A 17369-nucleotide genomic window follows, 5' to 3' on the forward strand; every position below is an offset into this window, starting at 1 on the left:
AGTATAATATGTGGAAAAGGAAGGGTATCTCAACCTGCTGTTCGGGTGAGATATATGAATTATACACTAATTTCTAAAAAAAAGCAACTGCAATATCCCATAATGCTCCGGGCAATGAGAAATTTGTCAAAATCACCAAATGATTCCACCGGGGAGCTGCTATGCTAATTTTGCAAAAAAGCCTTTCCTTTTGCCGGTTTTTGCTCTATAATAGTAATAATATAACTTTTCGTGAAAGGAATTGGTGCTTTTATGGAGAGACGGCGGGTACGTCTGAACATAAACGGTGTAGTCTGCGGGCTGATAACCGGTGAGAGCGAGGCCTATATGCAGGCCCTGGCGGACGAGGTTGGTGATATGATGAGGCAGATAATGTCCGCCTCCCCCTTCGTCACCAGGGAGGCCGCCGCGCTCACCACAGCCCTGAGCATATGCGACGACTGCCACAAGAACGCTGAGCTTGCCGCGCGCCTTAAGGAGCGCAAGGAGGAGCTGGAGGTTGAGGCCGAGCTATGGCAGGAGGAGAAGGTGGAGCTCCTAAAGTCCGCTGTGGACACACAGAAGGACGCCCAGCTTGCTGAGAAGGCCGCCCGGCTGGAGTCGGAGAACACAAGGCTTGAGGAGCATATCCAGAGGCTGAAGGAAGTGGTTATCCAGGCCCGAGCCATTGAGGATGAGAACGCGGCTCTTAGGGAGGCCATGAAGTCAGCGGAAGAGCCCTCGGAGAACGAGCTGAGGCTTGAGGCAGAAAACCGGGAGCTCACGGCGAAGCTGGCCGCTTTGGAGGAGCGCCTGGCTCAGGCGAAAACCGTGCAGGCCCCTACGGAGTCTGCCGCTGAGGATCAGCCTGCCCAGAAGCCCAAGCCAAAGCCCAGGCGCCGCAGGAGCAACCCCATCAGGGACTTCCCGGAGCTGGAGCAGGAAGGCCTTGTGAGCTTCTTTGAGAAGGATAAGGCGGACAATGAGTAGCCCTGTGGAGGTGCTGGCCCCGGCAGGAGGGTGCGAGGCCCTTGAAGCGGCTGTGCGGGCCGGGGCGGATGCGGTGTACCTGGGCGGGCCCCAGTTCGGCGCCCGGGCCAACGCACAGAATTTTTCTTTGGAGGAACTCTCGGAGGCGGTGAGATACTGTCGCCGGCGGGGGGTGCGGGTGCATGTGACGGTAAACACCCTGCTGAAGGACAGCGAACTGCCTGAGGCCCTGGAGTTCGTGCGCTATCTCTGTGCAATCCCTGTGGACGCGGTGCTGGTGCAGGACATGGGGCTCTTTTCCCTATTGCGGGAGCGGGCCCCTAAGCTGGCCCTGCACGCCTCCACCCAGATGAGCCTGCACACCCCCGCCGGGGTGCGGCTGATAAAGGAGCTAGGGGCCCGGAGGGTTGTGCTGGCAAGGGAGCTCTCCCTTGAGGAGATTCGGGAGATTGGTGACGGCGTGGACGTAGAGCTGGAGAGCTTTGTACACGGCGCTCTGTGCATGTGCGTTTCCGGGCAGTGCTACCTCAGCGCCATGCTGGGCGGGCGCTCGGGAAACAGGGGCCAGTGCGCCCAGCCCTGCCGCCTGCCCTTTGGGGCGAAGGGCGGCACCGGGCACGATTTGTCCCTGAGGGATTTGAGCTTTATAAATAGTATAGGGAAACTCCAGGAGGCCGGGGTATGCTCGGCGAAGATTGAGGGCAGAATGAAGCGCCCGGAGTATGTGGCGGCGGCAACTGCGGCCTGCAGGCTGGCGGCCGACGGCAAGCCTGTTCCGGCCGAGCTTTCAGGGGCCCTTGAAGCCGTGTTCTCCCGCTCGGGCTTCACCGACGGCTACCTTACCGGGCATAGGGGCGCGGGGATGTTCGGCACGCGAACTAAGGGGGACGTGACAGCGGCTACCGAGAAGGTGCTCTCCGGCCTTAGGGAGCTCTACCGCTCCGAAAGGCAGGCTGTGCCGGTAGAGCTTGCCCTGACCATGGAGGAGGGCTCCGCCGTGCTTCACGCCTCCTGCGGGGGAAGATGTGTATTTGTTGCCGCCAAACCTGTCCCCGACAGCCCTATATATAATAGTATACCCAAAGAACGCTGTATAAAGCAGTTACAGAAGACCGGCGGCACGCCTTTTTTCGCCCAAAGCGTTACTGTGCCGGAGGAGGGCGTCCCAATGCCGGTGGGCGCGCTGAATAAGCTGCGGCGGGAAGCCCTTGACGCCCTGCTGGAGGCCAGGGGAAATGTAAAGCCTATACCCTTTACCGAGCTGCCTATGCCCTCCCATAAGGCATACCACAGGCCAAAGGGGGAGCTGCCGGTCCGGGTGGTCCTGCGGGACGCAGGCCAATTCTGCCCGGAAATGGCGGGCTGTGAAGGGGTCTGCCTGCCCATTGAGACGGACGCCGTAAAGCTGGAGGGCTTGCGGGACATAGGCACAAGGCTGATACTGGACCTGCCAAGGGCAGTATTTGGCAGGGAGCTGGAACTCCGCAGCCTTATTGAGGAGCGGAAGGCCATGGGCTTTACGGAGTACCTCTGCGGTAACCTGGGCACTTTACAGCTGTGCCGGGAGCTGGGGGTGACAGCCCACGGCGGCTTCTCGCTTAATATAGCCAACACCCCGGCCCTTGAAGTTTTTGAGCGTCTGGGACTTGAGAGCGCGGAGCTGAGCTTTGAGCTCTCAGTCCGGGAGATATCCGGCCTTGGAGCTGGTGTCAGGAGGGGCGTTATGGCCTATGGGCGGCAGGCGCTTATGCTCACAAGGAATTGCCCCCTGGCAAATTCCCCCAGAGGCTGTCTTGGGTGTAAAGCCCCCGGCCTTCTCACAGACCGTAAAGGGGCCAGCTTTCCGGTTATATGCCGGATGAGGGGAAAATTCGGGGTAGAAATGCTCAACAGCGTACCCATTTGGCTGGGCGATTTGCAGGACGAGCTCTCCGCAGACTTCGCCGTGTTGAGATTTACTGTGGAAAACTCTGTGGAATCTGGGGAAATCTTGAGGGCCTTCCGAGGGCGGGAAAGCCTAAATGCTGCCTATACTCGCGGACTTTTCAAGAGAGGCGTGGTTTAATGTGGAAAACCCGGTGGAAAATGTTGATAAAGTTGACCTGCTTTACAGGATTTGGTGAAAAACAGGAGGTGCTGTAGTGGAAATCCGTTTCGTGAGGTTAAAGGACAACTGCCTTACACCAAAAAGGCAGACCGGGGAGAGCGCGGGCTGCGACCTGTGCGCCTGCCTCCCCGCCCCCCATACCCTGGAGCCCGGGGAGGTGTTCATGGTGCCCCTGGGCTTTGCCGCGGAGATACCCCCAGGCTATGCGGGGTTTGTCTTCTCCAGGAGCGGCCTCGGCTCTAAAAGGGGCGTTGTGGTGGCCCAGGGAGTTGGTGTGATTGACAGCGACTATAGGGGGGAGTGGATGGTGCCCCTTCGCAATCTTGGAAACGAAAGCTATGCCATAGAGCCCGGGGAGCGCATTGCCCAGGCGGTATTCCTGCCGGTCGTTTTCGGCGAGTTTGTGGAGGCGGACGCCCTCTCCGGAACTGTGAGGGGCTCGGGAGGGTTTGGCAGCACAGGCTGAAATTTTAACCTGGATATCTTGTGCCAGGCTCCCGGGAAAAGCTATACATCTTCTGTTATTCCCCGGTTTTGGGGGCGCATTGGCAGTTTCTTGTTGAGAATCGGCGCTAAATGCGGTATAATGGGACTAGTTATGGGTTGTATTTGAAATATCCAGGCAATTCCTGGGAACACTTTGATAGATGTGAGTTTACATTTGCTACCGGCCCGGCCGGGGAAAGGCAGGTTCAGTTATGGCAGGATTTTCCAACTTCCTCTCTATGTTTTCCATGTTCTCCAAGGATATCGGCATTGACCTTGGCACGGCGAACACCCTGGTGTTCATGCGCGGCAAGGGGATTGTTATGCGCGAGCCATCGGTGGTCGCCGTGGACGTGCGCACCGACGAGGTCCTTGCAGTGGGCAAGCAGGCCAAGGAAATGCTGGGGCGCACCCCCGGCTCGATAGTCGCCGTGCGGCCCCTGAAGGACGGCGTTATCGCGGACTTTGACGTTACCGCCGCAATGCTCAAATATTTTATCAAGAAGGCCCTGCGCTCGGGAGCCTTGGCCCGGCCCAGGATAATAATCTGCATCCCCTCGGGGGTAACTGAGGTGGAGCGCCGCGCCGTTGAGGACGCCGCCAGACAGGCGGGCTCAAACAACGTGGATTTGATGGAGGAGCCCATGGCGGCGGCTGTGGGCGCCGGCCTTCCTGTGTCAGATGCCACCGGCAGCATGGTGGTTGATATCGGCGGCGGCACCTCAGAGGTGGCTGTCATCTCCCTTGGAGATATCGTCACGGCGGTTTCCGTGCGCATGGCCGGGGACAAGTTCGACGAGGCTATAGTCGCCTACGTGAAGAAAAAGTACAACCTGCTCATAGGAGAGCGCACCGCCGAGGAGATTAAAATGCGCATAGGCTCTGCCTTCCCCACTGAGGAGACCATAAACGCGTTTGTGGAGATAAAGGGCCGGAACCTGGTGGATGGCCTGCCGAAGAATGTGACGATACATGCCGACGAGGTCCGGGAGGCCCTGGCCGACAGCGTTATGACCGTTGTGGACGCCATAAAGGAGACCCTGGAGCAGACCCCCCCCGAGCTTGCCGCCGACATCATAGACCGCGGCATAATGCTCACCGGCGGCGGCGCGCTGCTGAAGGGCCTGGACAGGCTCGTGAGCCAGGAGACTGGGATACCCGTGCACGTGGCTGAGCGGCCCCTGGACTGCGTGGTCGAGGGCACAGGCAAGAGCCTTGAGATAGAGCTGCCCAAGTCCTATTACCGCAACGGACGGAGAAAGTAAGACGTGAGGGATTTTCTGAAGGGAAGCTCCTTTAAGGCGCTTATCATCACGGTGGTGGTGCTGCTGGGGCTAATGATTTATACCGCCTCTGCAGGCGGCTCCCTGATAGCAAGCATACTGGGCTTTGTATCCACACCAATGCAGTCTGTGGCTACGGAGGTCACCGACAACGTGGTGGAATTTCTGGACCTGGACGGCCTCTCAAAGGACGAGCTCAAAGAGATGGTGACCGCGCTCCAGGATGAAAACAGCCGGCTGCAGGACAGGCTGATAGACTATACCCAGGTAAAGCAGGAGAACGAGCGCCTGAAGGTGCAGCTGCATATCAGCCAGCAGGCGCCTGAAAACGAAATGGTCTCGGCCTCTGTAATAGGCCGAGACCCCAACGACCCCTTTTCCGGGTTTTCCATCGGCATCGGCACCCTCTCCGGGGTGAGCGAGGGCGACCCGGTCATCACTGACAAGGGGCTGGTGGGGATAGTCTCAAGGGCCTATGCTACTACAAGCAAGGTGGACTGCCTTTTGAGCGAGGACGTGAGTGTTGCCGCCGTGTCAATCGACAAGCAGGAGAGCGGCCTCATAGGCTGCAATATAACCATGGCCAGCTCCGGGCTTCTGCGGCTGAGCTATCTTACAAGTGAGACGGCCCTGGAGGAGGGCGATATCATCACCACCTCCGGCGCTGGCGGGGTGTACCCGGCCAACCTGAAGATAGGCGTGGTGCAGAGCGTGGAGAAGTCCGAGACGGACGTGTCGAAATACGCGGTAGTCAGGCCCTTTGAGGAGCTGGCCTCGGTCAAGGAGGTACAGGTCATTGTCAGCTTCCCCGGACAGGGTGAGGACGACACCGTTACCGACCCCGGCCCTGAGGACAGCGAGGAGGACGGCGAATGAGGGACCTGAACCGTATCATCCGCAGCCTTGCTTATGTCCTTGAGCTGCTGGTGCTCTTTATGCTCCAGGAGACCCCGGGACTGTTCCCGCCGGTATACGGTGTGCGCCCGGTGCTGGTGCTGCCTGCGGCGGCGGTGATAGCCATGCTGGAGGACGAGACCAGGGCCATGGCCTTCGGCGTAATAGCAGGGCTTTTCTGCGATTTCGGTTACTCCGGCATGCTGGGCTTCCACGCCCTTGTGATGGGGGTGCTCTGCTTCGGGGTGAGCCTTCTGGTCCAGACCTACCTGCAGATAAACCCTGTGACGGCGGTGCTGGTGGGCATTGCCGCGCTTGGGATAATGTTCGGGAGCCAGTGGCTGTTTTTCTACTATTTCCGCTACTCCTCCCCGGGGTATGCCCTGAAGATACACTACATTCCAAAGTATTTATACACACTTATTTTTGTGCCGCTGCTGTACCTGCTGAACAAAGCCCTGGCAGAGTCCCTGCCATCGAACAGCGGGGCGTAGCGGCCCTGTTATAAGGAGGTGGGGCAGATGAAGCTGCCCAGGCTCAGGATAGGGCGCACAGGCGCGTGTATCCTGTTTGTATGTATTTTCTTTCTCATATATGTTTTGCAGCTGGCAAACTGGCAGCTTATCAACGGCTCCTTCTACCAGCAGGAGGCCATGAGCAACCGCACCGACGCCATAGAGATAAGCGCCGCCCGGGGCGAGATACTGGACCGGGACGGAAATATACTGGCTGGAAACCATACGGTGTATGAGGTAATATATAACGCCCTTTATATGGACGACTCCCAGCGGAACAACACCATCCTTGGGGTGGTGGACCTTCTTGAGGAGCTGGGGGAATCCTGGCGGGACGTGCTGCCCATACGCCTTGACGACGAGGGGAACTACAGCTTTCTTGAGGACGAGGAGGAGGACATAGCAAAGCTCAAAACCTTCCTGAACCTTGCGGACTATGCCACAGCCGACGACTGCATGGAGGAGCTCTCCAAGCGCTACCACTTCCAGGGCCGCTCCAAGGAGGACACCCGCACGGTGGTCTCTGTGAGATACTGCATGACCTCGGAGAATTTTTCCATATATGACCCCTATGTGATAGCCTCCAGCGTCTCCCCCGAGACTGTGGGCATATTCGGCGAGTACAGCGACCGCTGGGAGGGGATAGAGACCAGGGTGAGCGTTGACAGGTACTACCCCGACGGCTCCCTTGCCCCCCATATCGTGGGCTATACCTGGCCCATAAGCGACAGCGACCTGGAGAAGGCCGAAAAAGAGGGGAAGCTGTATGACAGCGAGGAGAACGTGGCTGGCTACAAGTCCAACGAAAGGATAGGGGCCGTTGGCGCGGAGTCCGCCTTCGAGGAGGACCTGCGGGGCACAAGAGGGCTTCAGGCGGTGTTCACCGACGAGAACGGCGACGTGGTGACTACCGCCACTAAGGAGCAGCCCGAGCAGGGGCATACTGTCCGGCTGACCCTGGACTCAAAAATGCAGGGCATAACAAACCGCTCCCTGGAGCGCAACATAAAGGCCAACAAGAACTCCGGCGCCAAGGACGATAAGCGGGCCCATGACTGCCGGGCTGGGGCGGCTGTGGCTATAGAGCTGGAGGACTTCGGGGTGCTGGCCTGCTCCTCATACCCCAGCTATGACCTGAACCTGTACCTTGAGGACAGCGACTACCGCAACGACGCCCTTAAAGACGAGGAAAACCAGCCCCTTTTCTGCCGGGCCCTCCAGGGAGTATACGCCCCCGGCTCGGTGTTCAAGCCCATGGTGGCTGTAGCGGGCCTGCAGGAGGGGGTGATATTCGACAGCGTCGGAGTGTACGACTGTGACGGCCCCGGCATTGTGGGCGTGTTTAAATATGAGGATTTGGAACTGCACTGCACCGGTAAGCACCACTGGGTCGGGCTCTATGAAGCTATCGCGGAATCCTGCAACTGCTACTTCGCGGAGCTGGGCAAGCAACTCGGCATACGGAAGCTGGACGCCTACGCCCAGTATTTCGGCCTCGGGGAGCTCACCGGGGTGGAGCTCTATGAGTCCACCGGAAATATGACCAGCCCCCAGAGCTATCAGGAGATACACAGCGAGCGCGGCTATGAGTGGACCGACGGCAACACCTGTCAGGCGGCTATAGGCCAGGCGGACAACTGGTTCACCACCATGCAGCTTGCCACCTACACGGCAACCCTTGCAAACGGCGGCAAGCGTCTAAAGTCCCACTTTCTGGAGGAGGTCACAGACTATTCCCGCCAGGAGCTGGTGCGCAGGTATGAGCCCGAGGAGCTTTATGACGCGGAAATAAGCCCGGACGTGCTGGGCGTGGTGCGCCAGGCTATGATACAGACGGCGATTACCGGAACGGCCCGCTCGGTCTTCTCTGACTATCCAATCTCTGTGGCCTGTAAGACAGGCACGGCCCAGACCTCCGGCGCGGAATGGGAGGACGGCGGCACCGAGGAGAATATCAGCTTTATCTGCTATGCCCCGGCAAACGACCCGGAAATAGCCGTGGCGGTGGTGCTGGAGCACGGGCGCTCGGGCAACTATGCCATGAATGTGGCAAAGGATATGCTGGACTATTACTTTGGGTTCTACACCTGGGACGATGAGTGGAACAAGTTTGACCAGGACGGGAACCAGGTGGACGATGACGGCAAGATAATCAAGACCAAGGAGGAGCTGGACGAGGCCAAGGCTACCCCCACCCCCGGGCCCTCAGGGAGCCCGGACGGCGAGGGAGCTGAGGACAGCGGGGACGCCGAGCCGACTCCTACCCCCATTCCCAAGCGGGGCAGCGATATCCCGGACCGTATCTTTACCGGCGGCTCTGTAGCCGCGGACGTTCCCGAGGCCGGGAGCACCCCCGGGCCCACCCCGGCGCCGCAGCTCGATACGCCCTACTATACCGGCAGCGGCTCCCCTCCCCCATCACCATCGCCGGAGCCTGACGGAGATAGCAGCGAGCCCGAGGACGGCGGTAACGGCTCAGAGGGCAATGGAGACGGCTCTGGGAACGGTGGGGACAGCTCCGGATAGAATAAAATATCTAACAAAGTTCGCCCTGTATTTTTGTGCAGGGCGAATATAATTTTAAAAAAGCGTGTTTTGATTTTGACAAATCGACTTCTATGTGGTAAGATGTATTGTAAGGCGGTGTTCATCATGGGAATTGCAACTGTAATCACCTCCGGAAAGGGCGGCGTTGGGAAATCCACCGCCTCTGTGGGGCTTGGACGGGCGTTGGCTGCCCGGGGCCGCAGGGTGCTGCTGATAGACTGTGACGCGGGGCTTAGGGGGCTTGACAAGCTCTCCGGCGCGGAGGACGGCCTGGTGTACGACATCTCCGACGTGGTGTTCGGCCGGTGCTCCCCTGCCCAGGCAATCTATCCCTGCAGGACCTCGAAGGAGGACGGGAAAACTGAGAAGCCGGAAGATGGCCAGGAGGAGCTTTTCCTGTTGCCGGCCCCGGCGAAGGTGGAGGACATGGTGCGGCCCCCGGTAATGCGGCGGCTGATACCGCTTCTGAAGCGCTACTATGACCACGTACTGCTGGACTCACCGGCGGGCGTTGGGATGGGGTTCCAGTCGGCGGCATGTGCGGCTGACAGGGCGCTGGTGCTCTGCGGGCCGGACCCGGTGTCCGTGCGAAGCGCCGCCAGCGTGCGGCAGCTGTTGTCGGGGCTGGGGCTTGCGGATATGCGGCTGGTGATAAACCAGTTTGACCGGGGGCTCTTCAGGGAGACCGGGGCCTTTAAGGACCTTGACGGCGTTATAGACTCGGCAGGCATACGCCTTGGGGCGCTGATGCCTGTGGACAAGAGGCTGGCGGCGGCCTTCCTAAGAGGTGAGCCCGCGCCGGACGGGTCGCCGGGAATGCTTGCCATAAGCCGGGCGGCGGCGAGGCTTGAGGGTGAAAACGTGCCCCTGCCCTCATGGTATTTGAGCTAGAGCTATATTTTGCAAAACTCTATTTATACTATATTAATATATTTATTTTTTATAAACCGGGAGGAGTTCACTATGCACATTGCATTAACTGCCCACGACGCAAAAAAGGAACTGATGGTACAGTTCTGCATTGCCTATTGCGGCATACTCAGCCGCCACTCGCTCTGCGGGACGGGCACCACCGGTAAGATGGTCTCTGAGGCTACAGGTCTGAAGCTGCAGCGGTTTTTAAGCGGCCCTCAGGGGGGCGACCAGCAGATAGCGGCAAGGATATCCTGCGACGAGATAGACCTGCTGCTGTTTTTCCGCGACCCTCTGAACCCGCAATCCAACGACCCCAGCGCGCTGAACCTGCTGAGGCTCTGCGACGTGCACAATATACCGGTAGCGACAAATATAGCTACAGCTGAGGTACTCATACACGGGCTTGAGCGCGGGGATTTGGATTGGCGTGATTTGGTGAAGCCATAAAGTATGGTGCTTTAGGGCCTGCAAAAGAATAGAATTATAGAAAGAAGTTTTAAAATGGACTTGATAACAAAAGCCCCTAAGGGCACCCAGGACCTGACCCCTGAGAAGACCCGGCGCTGGCAAATAGCCGAGCAGGTTCTCATAGGGGAGGCCGAGCTCAACGGCTTCGGAGAGATACGCACACCCGCCTTTGAGCATACGGAGCTCTTTCAGCGAGGCATGGGCGATGTGACGGACGTAGTTGAGAAGCAGATGTACACCTTCGAGGACAAGGGCGGGCGCTCGGTTACCCTTCGCCCCGAGGGCACGGCGGGAGCTGTGCGGGCTATGCTGGAGAACGGCCTTTATAACGCCGTATACCCTGTTAAGCTCTATTATAATATTCCCTGCTATAGATACGAAAAGCCACAGGCCGGGCGTATGCGGGAATTCCGCACCTTCGGCGTGGAGGTGTTCGGCGCGGCTGAGCCTATTGCCGACGCCCAGATAATCGCCATGGCTATGTCTGCCTTCAAGCGCCTGGGACTTGAGGACGTGGGGCTGCAGCTCAATTCCATCGGCTGCCCGGAATGCCGGAAGGAGTACCATAGGGCGCTGAAGGAGTATTTCACCGGGAACAGGGACAAGCTCTGCGGCACGTGCCTGTCTAGGCTTGACAGAAATCCCATGCGCATACTGGACTGCAAGAACCCTGAGTGCAAGGAGCTGGCGAAAAACGCCCCGGTGATAACCGACTATCTCTGCGGGGACTGCCGGGAGCATTTTAATAAGGTGCAGGAGTACCTGACGGCGCTGGGGATAGGCTTTGAGCTGGACCCGGGGCTGGTGCGGGGCCTCGACTACTATACCCGCACGGTGTTTGAATTCCCCTCAAGGAGCCTGGGCTTTGCCCTGGGCGGCGGCGGAAGGTACGACGGCCTGGTGGAGGAAATGGGCGGCAGCCCGACCCCCGGGCTTGGCTTCGGCCTTGGCATGGACAGGATAATGCTGGCGCTGGAGGAGGGGAAGGTGGAATTCCCCGAGGAGGACAGGTGCGAGGTATATATCGCGGCTATGGGCGATAAGGCCCAGGTGAAGGCACTGGAGCTTGTTGACCGGCTCCATAGGTGCGGCATTATTGCGGACTGTGATATCTGCGGCAGGGGACTCAAGGCCCAGATGAAGTACGCGGGTAAAATCGGCGCTAAGTTCAGCATGGTGCTTGGGGAGGACGAGCTGTCCTCCGGCAGTGCCGTGCTTAAGGATATGTCCAGCGGCGAGACCAGGAAGGTCAGTATCGGTGAGGATTTTGTAGACGGCTACCTGACATTTTCCACCGCCCAGGAAGACCTTAGTTTCTGATATTTGGAGGGATTTGATATGCTCAGAACACATAACTGCGGCGAGCTCCGCATTGAAAACGCCGGGGAGACCGCCACCCTCTGCGGCTGGATGGAGAATCTCCGTGAGGTGGGCGGCGGCATTGCCTTTTTGGTGCTCAGGGACTTTTTCGGGACCACACAGGTGGTCATAGAGACCCCGGAGCTGCTGGCCCAGGTGAAGGCGCTGAATAAGGAGACCACAATATCCGTCACCGGCGCTGTGCGGGAGCGCACCAGCAAGAACCCCAAGCAGGCCACCGGCGATATTGAGATAGCCCCCACTGAGATAGAGGTGCTGGGGCGCTGCCAGTATAACGAGCTGCCCTTTGAGATAAACTTCTCCCGAGACGCGGACGAGTCCCAGAGACTAAGGTACCGCTATTTGGACCTGCGCAACCCCGGAGTCAAGGGGAATATCGTCCTGCGGAGCCGGGTGGTGTCTGCCCTGCGCCGGGCCATGGAGGAGCAGGGGTTTTTGGAGATAACCACCCCCATTCTGACAGCCTCTTCCCCCGAGGGAGCCAGGGACTATCTGGTGCCCTCGCGCAAGCACCCCGGGAATTTTTACGCGCTGCCCCAGGCCCCCCAGCAGTTCAAGCAGCTTTTGATGGCCTCGGGCTTTGACAAATATTTCCAGATAGCCCCCTGCTTCAGGGACGAGGACGCCAGAGGGGACCGCTCGCCGGGAGAGTTCTACCAGCTTGACATGGAGATGGCCTTTGCCGGGCAGGACGACGTGTTCGCCGTCTTGGAGGCTGTGCTGCCGCCGGTATTTAGAGATTTCGGTATCTATGGCAAGCGGGTGACCGAGGGGCCCTTTAGGCGCATACCCTTCCTGCAGGCCATGGAGGACTACGGCAGCGATAAGCCGGATTTGCGGATAGATTTACTTATCAAGGATGTGACGGAGCTCCTGGGCGGCTGCGGCTTCGGGCCCTTTGAGGGCAATATAGTGAAGGCCGTGCCGGTCTCCGGGTGCGATATGACCCGCAAGGCCATAGACAAGCTCTGCGCTGAGGTTGAAGTGCAGACAGCCCAGAAGACCTACTGGTTCAAGCTGGACGAGAAGGGCGAGATAGCCGGCGGCATAGGGAAGTTTATAAACGCCGACCCGGCTCTCTGCGAGAGGGTCAAGGCTGAGCTGGCCCTGGAGCCGGGCTCACTGGTAATGCTGGCGGCAGGCAAAAAGGCTGTGGCCCAGAAGACCGCGGGCGTGGCAAGGAAGCTGCTGGGCGCGGCCTGCCCCCAGCATATGGACACGGAGCAGTATGCCCTATGTTGGATAGTGGACTTCCCCATGTACGAGGTGGGCGAGGAGAGCGGGGAGCTGGAGTTCGGGCATAACCCCTTCTCAATGCCCCACGGTGGTAGGGAGGCCCTTCTGAAGGCCGAGAGCGGGGAGCTTGACCCGCTGGACCTCCGGGCCCACCAGTACGATTTGGTATGCAACGGCTACGAGCTGGCAAGCGGCGCCGAGCGCAACTACGACCCCGAGATAATGGTGAAGGCCTTCGAGCTGGTGGGGCTTACAGAGGAGGATGTGCGCGGGAAGTTCCCGGCAATGTACAACGCCTTCTGCTACGGCGCGCCGCCCCACGCAGGGGCTGCTCCGGGGGTGGACAGGCTCATAATGCTCCTTACCGGGGAGAGCTTTATCCGGGAGGTCATCGCCTTCCCCATGAACCAGAGCGCGCAGGATGTGATGATGGGCGCCCCCAGCGCCGTATCTGAGGCACAGCTCAAGGAACTAAATATAGCCGTCACCAAAACCGGGGAATAGGCTTAAAACCCATTGGATTCTACGGAAAACGAGCGCCAGGGCCCTCCCTGAGGGACTTGGCGCTTTCTATATCTTGGGGTATTGCAGAAAATGAAATAAAAATATGTACAAGATATAGTTGACTTTCCGGGCGGTTTGGAATATAATAATAGCTGTCCCCTGTATATGCGGGGATAATAGTAAACACACTTGAAAATTGGTGAACACCGATTTTTAAACCGCGTTAACTATATTGCCCAACCTGGGAAGGAGAATATTTTAAAGATGCCAAAAAAAATCATCAAACGCAACGGCGACCAGGTCAAGTTTGACCCGGCAAAGATACGCGCGGCTATATTCAAGGCCAATGTGCGTATCGCCACCGAGCGATTCAGCGACAAGGACCTGGATGACCTTACCGCCCAGGTGGTAGGTGAGCTTGAGGGTATGGAGTCCACCCCCACTGTGGAGCAGACACAGGATATTGTGGAGGAAAAGCTCATTGCCGCCGACTATGCCAAGACAGCCAAGGCCTACATCCTGTACCGGGCCCAGCACCAGCGCCTCCGCGAGATGGACGACGAGCTGGTGAAAATTTACTCGGCCCTCACCTTCGTGCCCGCAGAGGACGTAGACCTGAAAAGGGAAAATGCCAATATCAACGCAGACACCGCCATGGGCACCATGCTCAAGTACGGCAGCGAGGGGGCCAAGAGCTTTTATGACAAATATGTTATACCGGCACACCTGGCGAAGGCCGACGCCGACGGAGACATCCATATCCACGACAAGGATTTTTACACCCTCACCGAGACCTGCTGCCAGATAGACCTAATAAAGCTGTTTAAAAACGGCTTTTCCACCGGCCACGGATATCTCCGGGAGCCAAAGGACATAAGGAGCTATGCGGCCCTGGCCTGTATCGCTATCCAGGCCAACCAGAATGAGATGCACGGCGGCCAGAGCGTCCCGAACTTTGACTATTCCATGGCCCGGGGTGTGGACAAGACCTACCATAAGGAGTACCTGAAAGCCCTTATACAGTTCTTCCAGCTCAGGCGGCTCATGCCCCACGGCCAGGCCGAGGCCATGATAAACAGGGCGGCAATGGAACTGCACAATAAGGTCACCATGAAGAATGCTGACAAGTATGGCAAAGCATTTGTGGACTACCTGCCCCAGCACCAGAAGGAGTGCGGCTTTGAGCAGATAACCTGGGAGGAGGCCGCGGACGCCGCCGCCTACGCCAAGGAGACCGCCTGGAGGGAGACGGACAAGGCAACCTATCAGGCTATGGAGGCCCTGGTACATAACCTGAACACCATGAACTCCCGGGCCGGGGCCCAGGTCCCCTTCTCCTCCATAAACTACGGCACGGACACAAGCGAGCAGGGCCGTATGGTGGTGAGAAACCTGCTGTTAGCTACCGAGGCCGGCCTTGGGGACGGCGAGACGCCCATCTTCCCGGTGCAGATATTCAAGGTGAAGGAGGGCATAAACTATAACCCGGAGGACCCGAACTACGACCTGTTCAAGCTGGCAATGAGGGTCTCGGCAAAGCGGCTCTTCCCCAACTTCAGCTTTATCGACGCCCCCTTCAACCTGCAATACTATAAGAAGGGCGACTACGACACGGAGATAGCCTATATGGGCTGCCGCACCAGGGTCATGGGCAATGTCCACGACCGCAAGCGGGAGACCACCTGCGGCAGGGGAAATCTCAGCTTCACCTCTGTGAACCTGCCCCGCACAGGCATTGAGGCCAAGGGGGATATCAAGAAGTTCTATGAGCTTTTGGACGAGCGCATCGATTTGTGCGTTGAGCAGCTGCTGCACCGCTTTAAGATACAGAGCAGCAAGAAGGCCTATAACTACCCCTTCTTAATGGGCCAGGGGGTCTGGATAGACTCCGACAGCCTGGACCGCAACGATTCCGTGGCGGAGGTCTTAAAGCACGGCACCCTCTCGGTGGGCTTTATAGGCCTTGCGGAGACCCTTGTGGCCCTTACCGGCAAGCACCACGGCGAGAGCGAGGAGAGCTATAAGCTGGGCCTTGAGATAATCACCTATATGCGGGAGCGCATGGATAAGCTCTCAGAGAAGTACGGCCTGAATTTCACCCTGCTTGCCACCCCCGCCGAGGGCCTTTCCGGTACCTTTACCCGCAGCGACAAGAAGAAGTACGGCATAATTAAGGGCGTCACCGACAGGGACTATTACACCAATTCCTTCCATGTGCCTGTATACTACCCCATCAGCGCCTTTGAGAAGATAAAGAAGGAGGCCCCCTTCCACGCCCTCACCAATGCCGGGCATATCAGCTATGTGGAGCTGGACGGAGACGTGGCGAAAAACCTGGACGCCTTCGAGAGCATTATCCGCTGCATGAAGGAGTCCGGCATCGGCTACGGCTCTGTAAACCACCCGGTGGACCGGGACCCGGTCTGCGGCTATAACGGCATTATCAACGAGGTCTGCCCCCGCTGCGGCAGGCGTTCCGGCGAAGGTGTACCCTTAGAGAAGCTTGACGAGCTGCGCAAGAAATATCACGACGTCCCGGATTATTCGGGGCTTATAAGCTGAGAATAACTTAAATTTTAGTATAAATTATATAGGAGGTTTTTATTATGACTACAAGGCAAGAGGCCGGCATCACCGGCACAGACAAGATTATGGTGGGCGAGGGCCGGGAGTTCGAGCGTATCCGCCGCATCACAGGATATCTTGTGGGCACCATGGACCGCTGGAACAACGCCAAGCAGTCCGAGGAGAAGGACCGGGTAAAGCATAGCCTTTCGGAGAGCTGAGACATGAATATCCTTCTGGTGAACGACGACGGAATCCATTCCCCCGCCCTGTGGGCGCTGGCCGGGGGGCTCTCAAGGGCCCACGTTGTGACGGTGACGGCGCCTGCCAATAATTGCAGCGCCGTGGGCCATGGCGTGACAATACATTCGCCGCTTTTCGCCCATAGGGAGGATTTTCCCCACGGCGTACCGGCCTGGTCGGTTTCTGGGACTCCTGCGGACTGCACAAGGCTCGGGCTGATGAACTTCGCCCCGGGCCCTGTGGACCTGGTGATATCCGGCCCCAACCGGGGCTGCAACCTGTCCCAGGACCTGCTCTACTCAGGCACAGTTGCGGCGGCGCTGGAGGCTTCCATGATGGGTGTAAAGGCAATCGCCTTGTCATCACCCATTGACGCCGACGACATGCAGACAGTTGAAACCTTCCTGGGCATATTCGGCCTTCTGGATTTGGATAATGACTTCAGCCATGTGCTCAACATCAATATCCCCGCCCTGCCCCTGGCAGAGGTAAAGGGGCTCTGCTGGACGCCCCTTGGGGATAACCGCTGGCGCGGGGCCTATGAGAAGCGTCCGAATACGGAGCCCGGATTCGAGGGGCAGAGCCTCTATCACCCGCCCTCAAAGCCGCCGGAGCGCTGCCCCGGGGCCGATAACGACTACGACAGGCTTTACGACGGCTACATCACCCTGACCCCCCTGGGCTATAGCCTGCAGCAGAGCGTAGAGGGCCGGAGGGAGATACCGTGGCAGTGAGCAACGAGAGCTTAAAGGTATCGGGTATAGAGCCCGAGTCCATAGTGGACGGTCCTGGTATCCGCTTTGCGGTATTCGTCCAGGGCTGTCCCCACAACTGTCCCGGCTGCCATAACCCCCAGACCCACCCATTTGAGGGCGGGATGGAGATGAGCGTGGAGGAGATTTTCGAGAAATTCCGGAAAAATCCCATCCTAAAGGGAATCACCCTCAGCGGCGGCGAGCCATTCTGTCAAGCAGGGGCCCTTTACAGCCTGGCTAAGCTCGTACATGGAGCATGTAAAGATGTGGTACTTTACACTGGCTACGTATATGAGGAGCTGGCAGGCTCCCCCGACCCGGACGTGCAGGCGCTGCTCCATGAAGCCGACCTTCTCATAGACGGCCCCTTTATTGAATCGGAGAAAAACCTGGAGCTAAGCTTCAGGGGAAGCGAGAACCAGAGGGTCATCGATATGAAAAAGACAAGGGCTGCGGGCAGGGTCGTCCTCTGGGAGCAGGAATACTGAGGGAAGGGAACAGA

At 58.4% G+C, this 17369-nt stretch carries 14 protein-coding genes and 1 pseudogene; all 15 read left to right on the top strand.

Going from position 1 to position 17369, the window contains the following annotated elements:
- The first annotated feature begins 252 nt into the window (after window positions 1–252).
- The 15 genes and pseudogenes from zapA to nrdG all read left to right on the top strand — a co-directional run bounded on the left by zapA (window position 253) and on the right by nrdG (window position 17355).
- Entirely contained in the window at window positions 253–969 is a 717-nt protein-coding gene (zapA, locus tag D5270_RS10455) for a cell division protein ZapA (protein WP_166544056.1), read from the top strand.
- On the top strand, window positions 962–3034 hold the full coding sequence (locus D5270_RS10460) for a U32 family peptidase (protein ID WP_166544057.1): 2073 nt from the start codon (window positions 962–964) through the stop codon (window positions 3032–3034). The genes zapA and D5270_RS10460 overlap by 8 nt, the downstream gene beginning before the upstream one ends.
- 76 nt (window positions 3035–3110) lie before the next feature.
- Window positions 3111–3542: a dUTP diphosphatase gene (gene dut / locus D5270_RS10465; RefSeq protein ID WP_166544058.1), complete on the top strand. Its 432-nt coding sequence runs from the start codon at window positions 3111–3113 to the stop codon at window positions 3540–3542.
- 268 nt (window positions 3543–3810) lie between these two features.
- Window positions 3811–4827 carry a rod shape-determining protein gene (locus D5270_RS10470; RefSeq protein ID WP_166544199.1) on the top strand — a complete coding sequence of 339 codons (1017 nt, stop codon included), beginning with the start codon at window positions 3811–3813 and terminating at the stop codon, window positions 4825–4827.
- A gap of 3 nt (window positions 4828–4830) precedes the next feature.
- A complete protein-coding gene (gene mreC, locus D5270_RS10475) occupies window positions 4831–5721 on the top strand; it encodes a rod shape-determining protein MreC (protein WP_166544059.1) in 891 nt (296 codons plus the stop codon).
- Window positions 5718–6233: a rod shape-determining protein MreD gene (mreD, locus tag D5270_RS10480; protein ID WP_166544060.1), complete on the top strand. Its 516-nt coding sequence runs from the start codon at window positions 5718–5720 to the stop codon at window positions 6231–6233. The genes mreC and mreD overlap by 4 nt, the downstream gene beginning before the upstream one ends.
- 27 nt (window positions 6234–6260) lie before the next feature.
- Window positions 6261–8780 (top strand): penicillin-binding transpeptidase domain-containing protein, encoded by a 2520-nt coding sequence (locus D5270_RS10485; protein ID WP_166544061.1) that lies wholly within the window; start codon window positions 6261–6263, stop codon window positions 8778–8780.
- A gap of 126 nt (window positions 8781–8906) precedes the next feature.
- A complete protein-coding gene (locus D5270_RS10490; RefSeq protein ID WP_166544062.1) occupies window positions 8907–9692 on the top strand; it encodes a nucleotide-binding protein in 786 nt (261 codons plus the stop codon).
- Window positions 9693–9764: 72 nt separating this feature from the next.
- Window positions 9765–10163 (top strand): methylglyoxal synthase, encoded by a 399-nt coding sequence (locus D5270_RS10495; RefSeq protein ID WP_166544063.1) that lies wholly within the window; start codon window positions 9765–9767, stop codon window positions 10161–10163.
- 60 nt (window positions 10164–10223) lie between these two features.
- A complete protein-coding gene (hisS, locus tag D5270_RS10500; protein WP_207709365.1) occupies window positions 10224–11504 on the top strand; it encodes a histidine--tRNA ligase in 1281 nt (426 codons plus the stop codon).
- An 18-nt stretch (window positions 11505–11522) separates the two neighbouring features.
- Window positions 11523–13304: an aspartate--tRNA ligase gene (gene aspS / locus D5270_RS10505; protein WP_166544065.1), complete on the top strand. Its 1782-nt coding sequence runs from the start codon at window positions 11523–11525 to the stop codon at window positions 13302–13304.
- A 264-nt stretch (window positions 13305–13568) separates the two neighbouring features.
- Window positions 13569–15866, top strand: a complete 2298-nt coding sequence (locus tag D5270_RS10510) for an anaerobic ribonucleoside triphosphate reductase (protein ID WP_166544066.1) — start codon at window positions 13569–13571, stop codon at window positions 15864–15866.
- 110 nt (window positions 15867–15976) lie between these two features.
- Window positions 15977–16090: pseudogene (gene nrdD, locus D5270_RS17250) on the top strand (anaerobic ribonucleoside-triphosphate reductase); the annotation flags it as partial.
- A gap of 3 nt (window positions 16091–16093) precedes the next feature.
- Complete coding sequence (gene surE / locus D5270_RS10520) at window positions 16094–16846, top strand: 5'/3'-nucleotidase SurE (protein ID WP_166544068.1); 753 nt, start codon at window positions 16094–16096, stop codon at window positions 16844–16846.
- Window positions 16843–17355: an anaerobic ribonucleoside-triphosphate reductase activating protein gene (gene nrdG / locus D5270_RS10525; RefSeq protein ID WP_166544200.1), complete on the top strand. Its 513-nt coding sequence runs from the start codon at window positions 16843–16845 to the stop codon at window positions 17353–17355. The genes surE and nrdG overlap by 4 nt, the downstream gene beginning before the upstream one ends.
- Window positions 17356–17369 lie beyond the last annotated feature (14 nt).

Source organism: Acutalibacter sp. 1XD8-36, assembly GCF_009917525.1.
Lineage (GTDB): Bacteria > Bacillota > Clostridia > Oscillospirales > Acutalibacteraceae > Acutalibacter.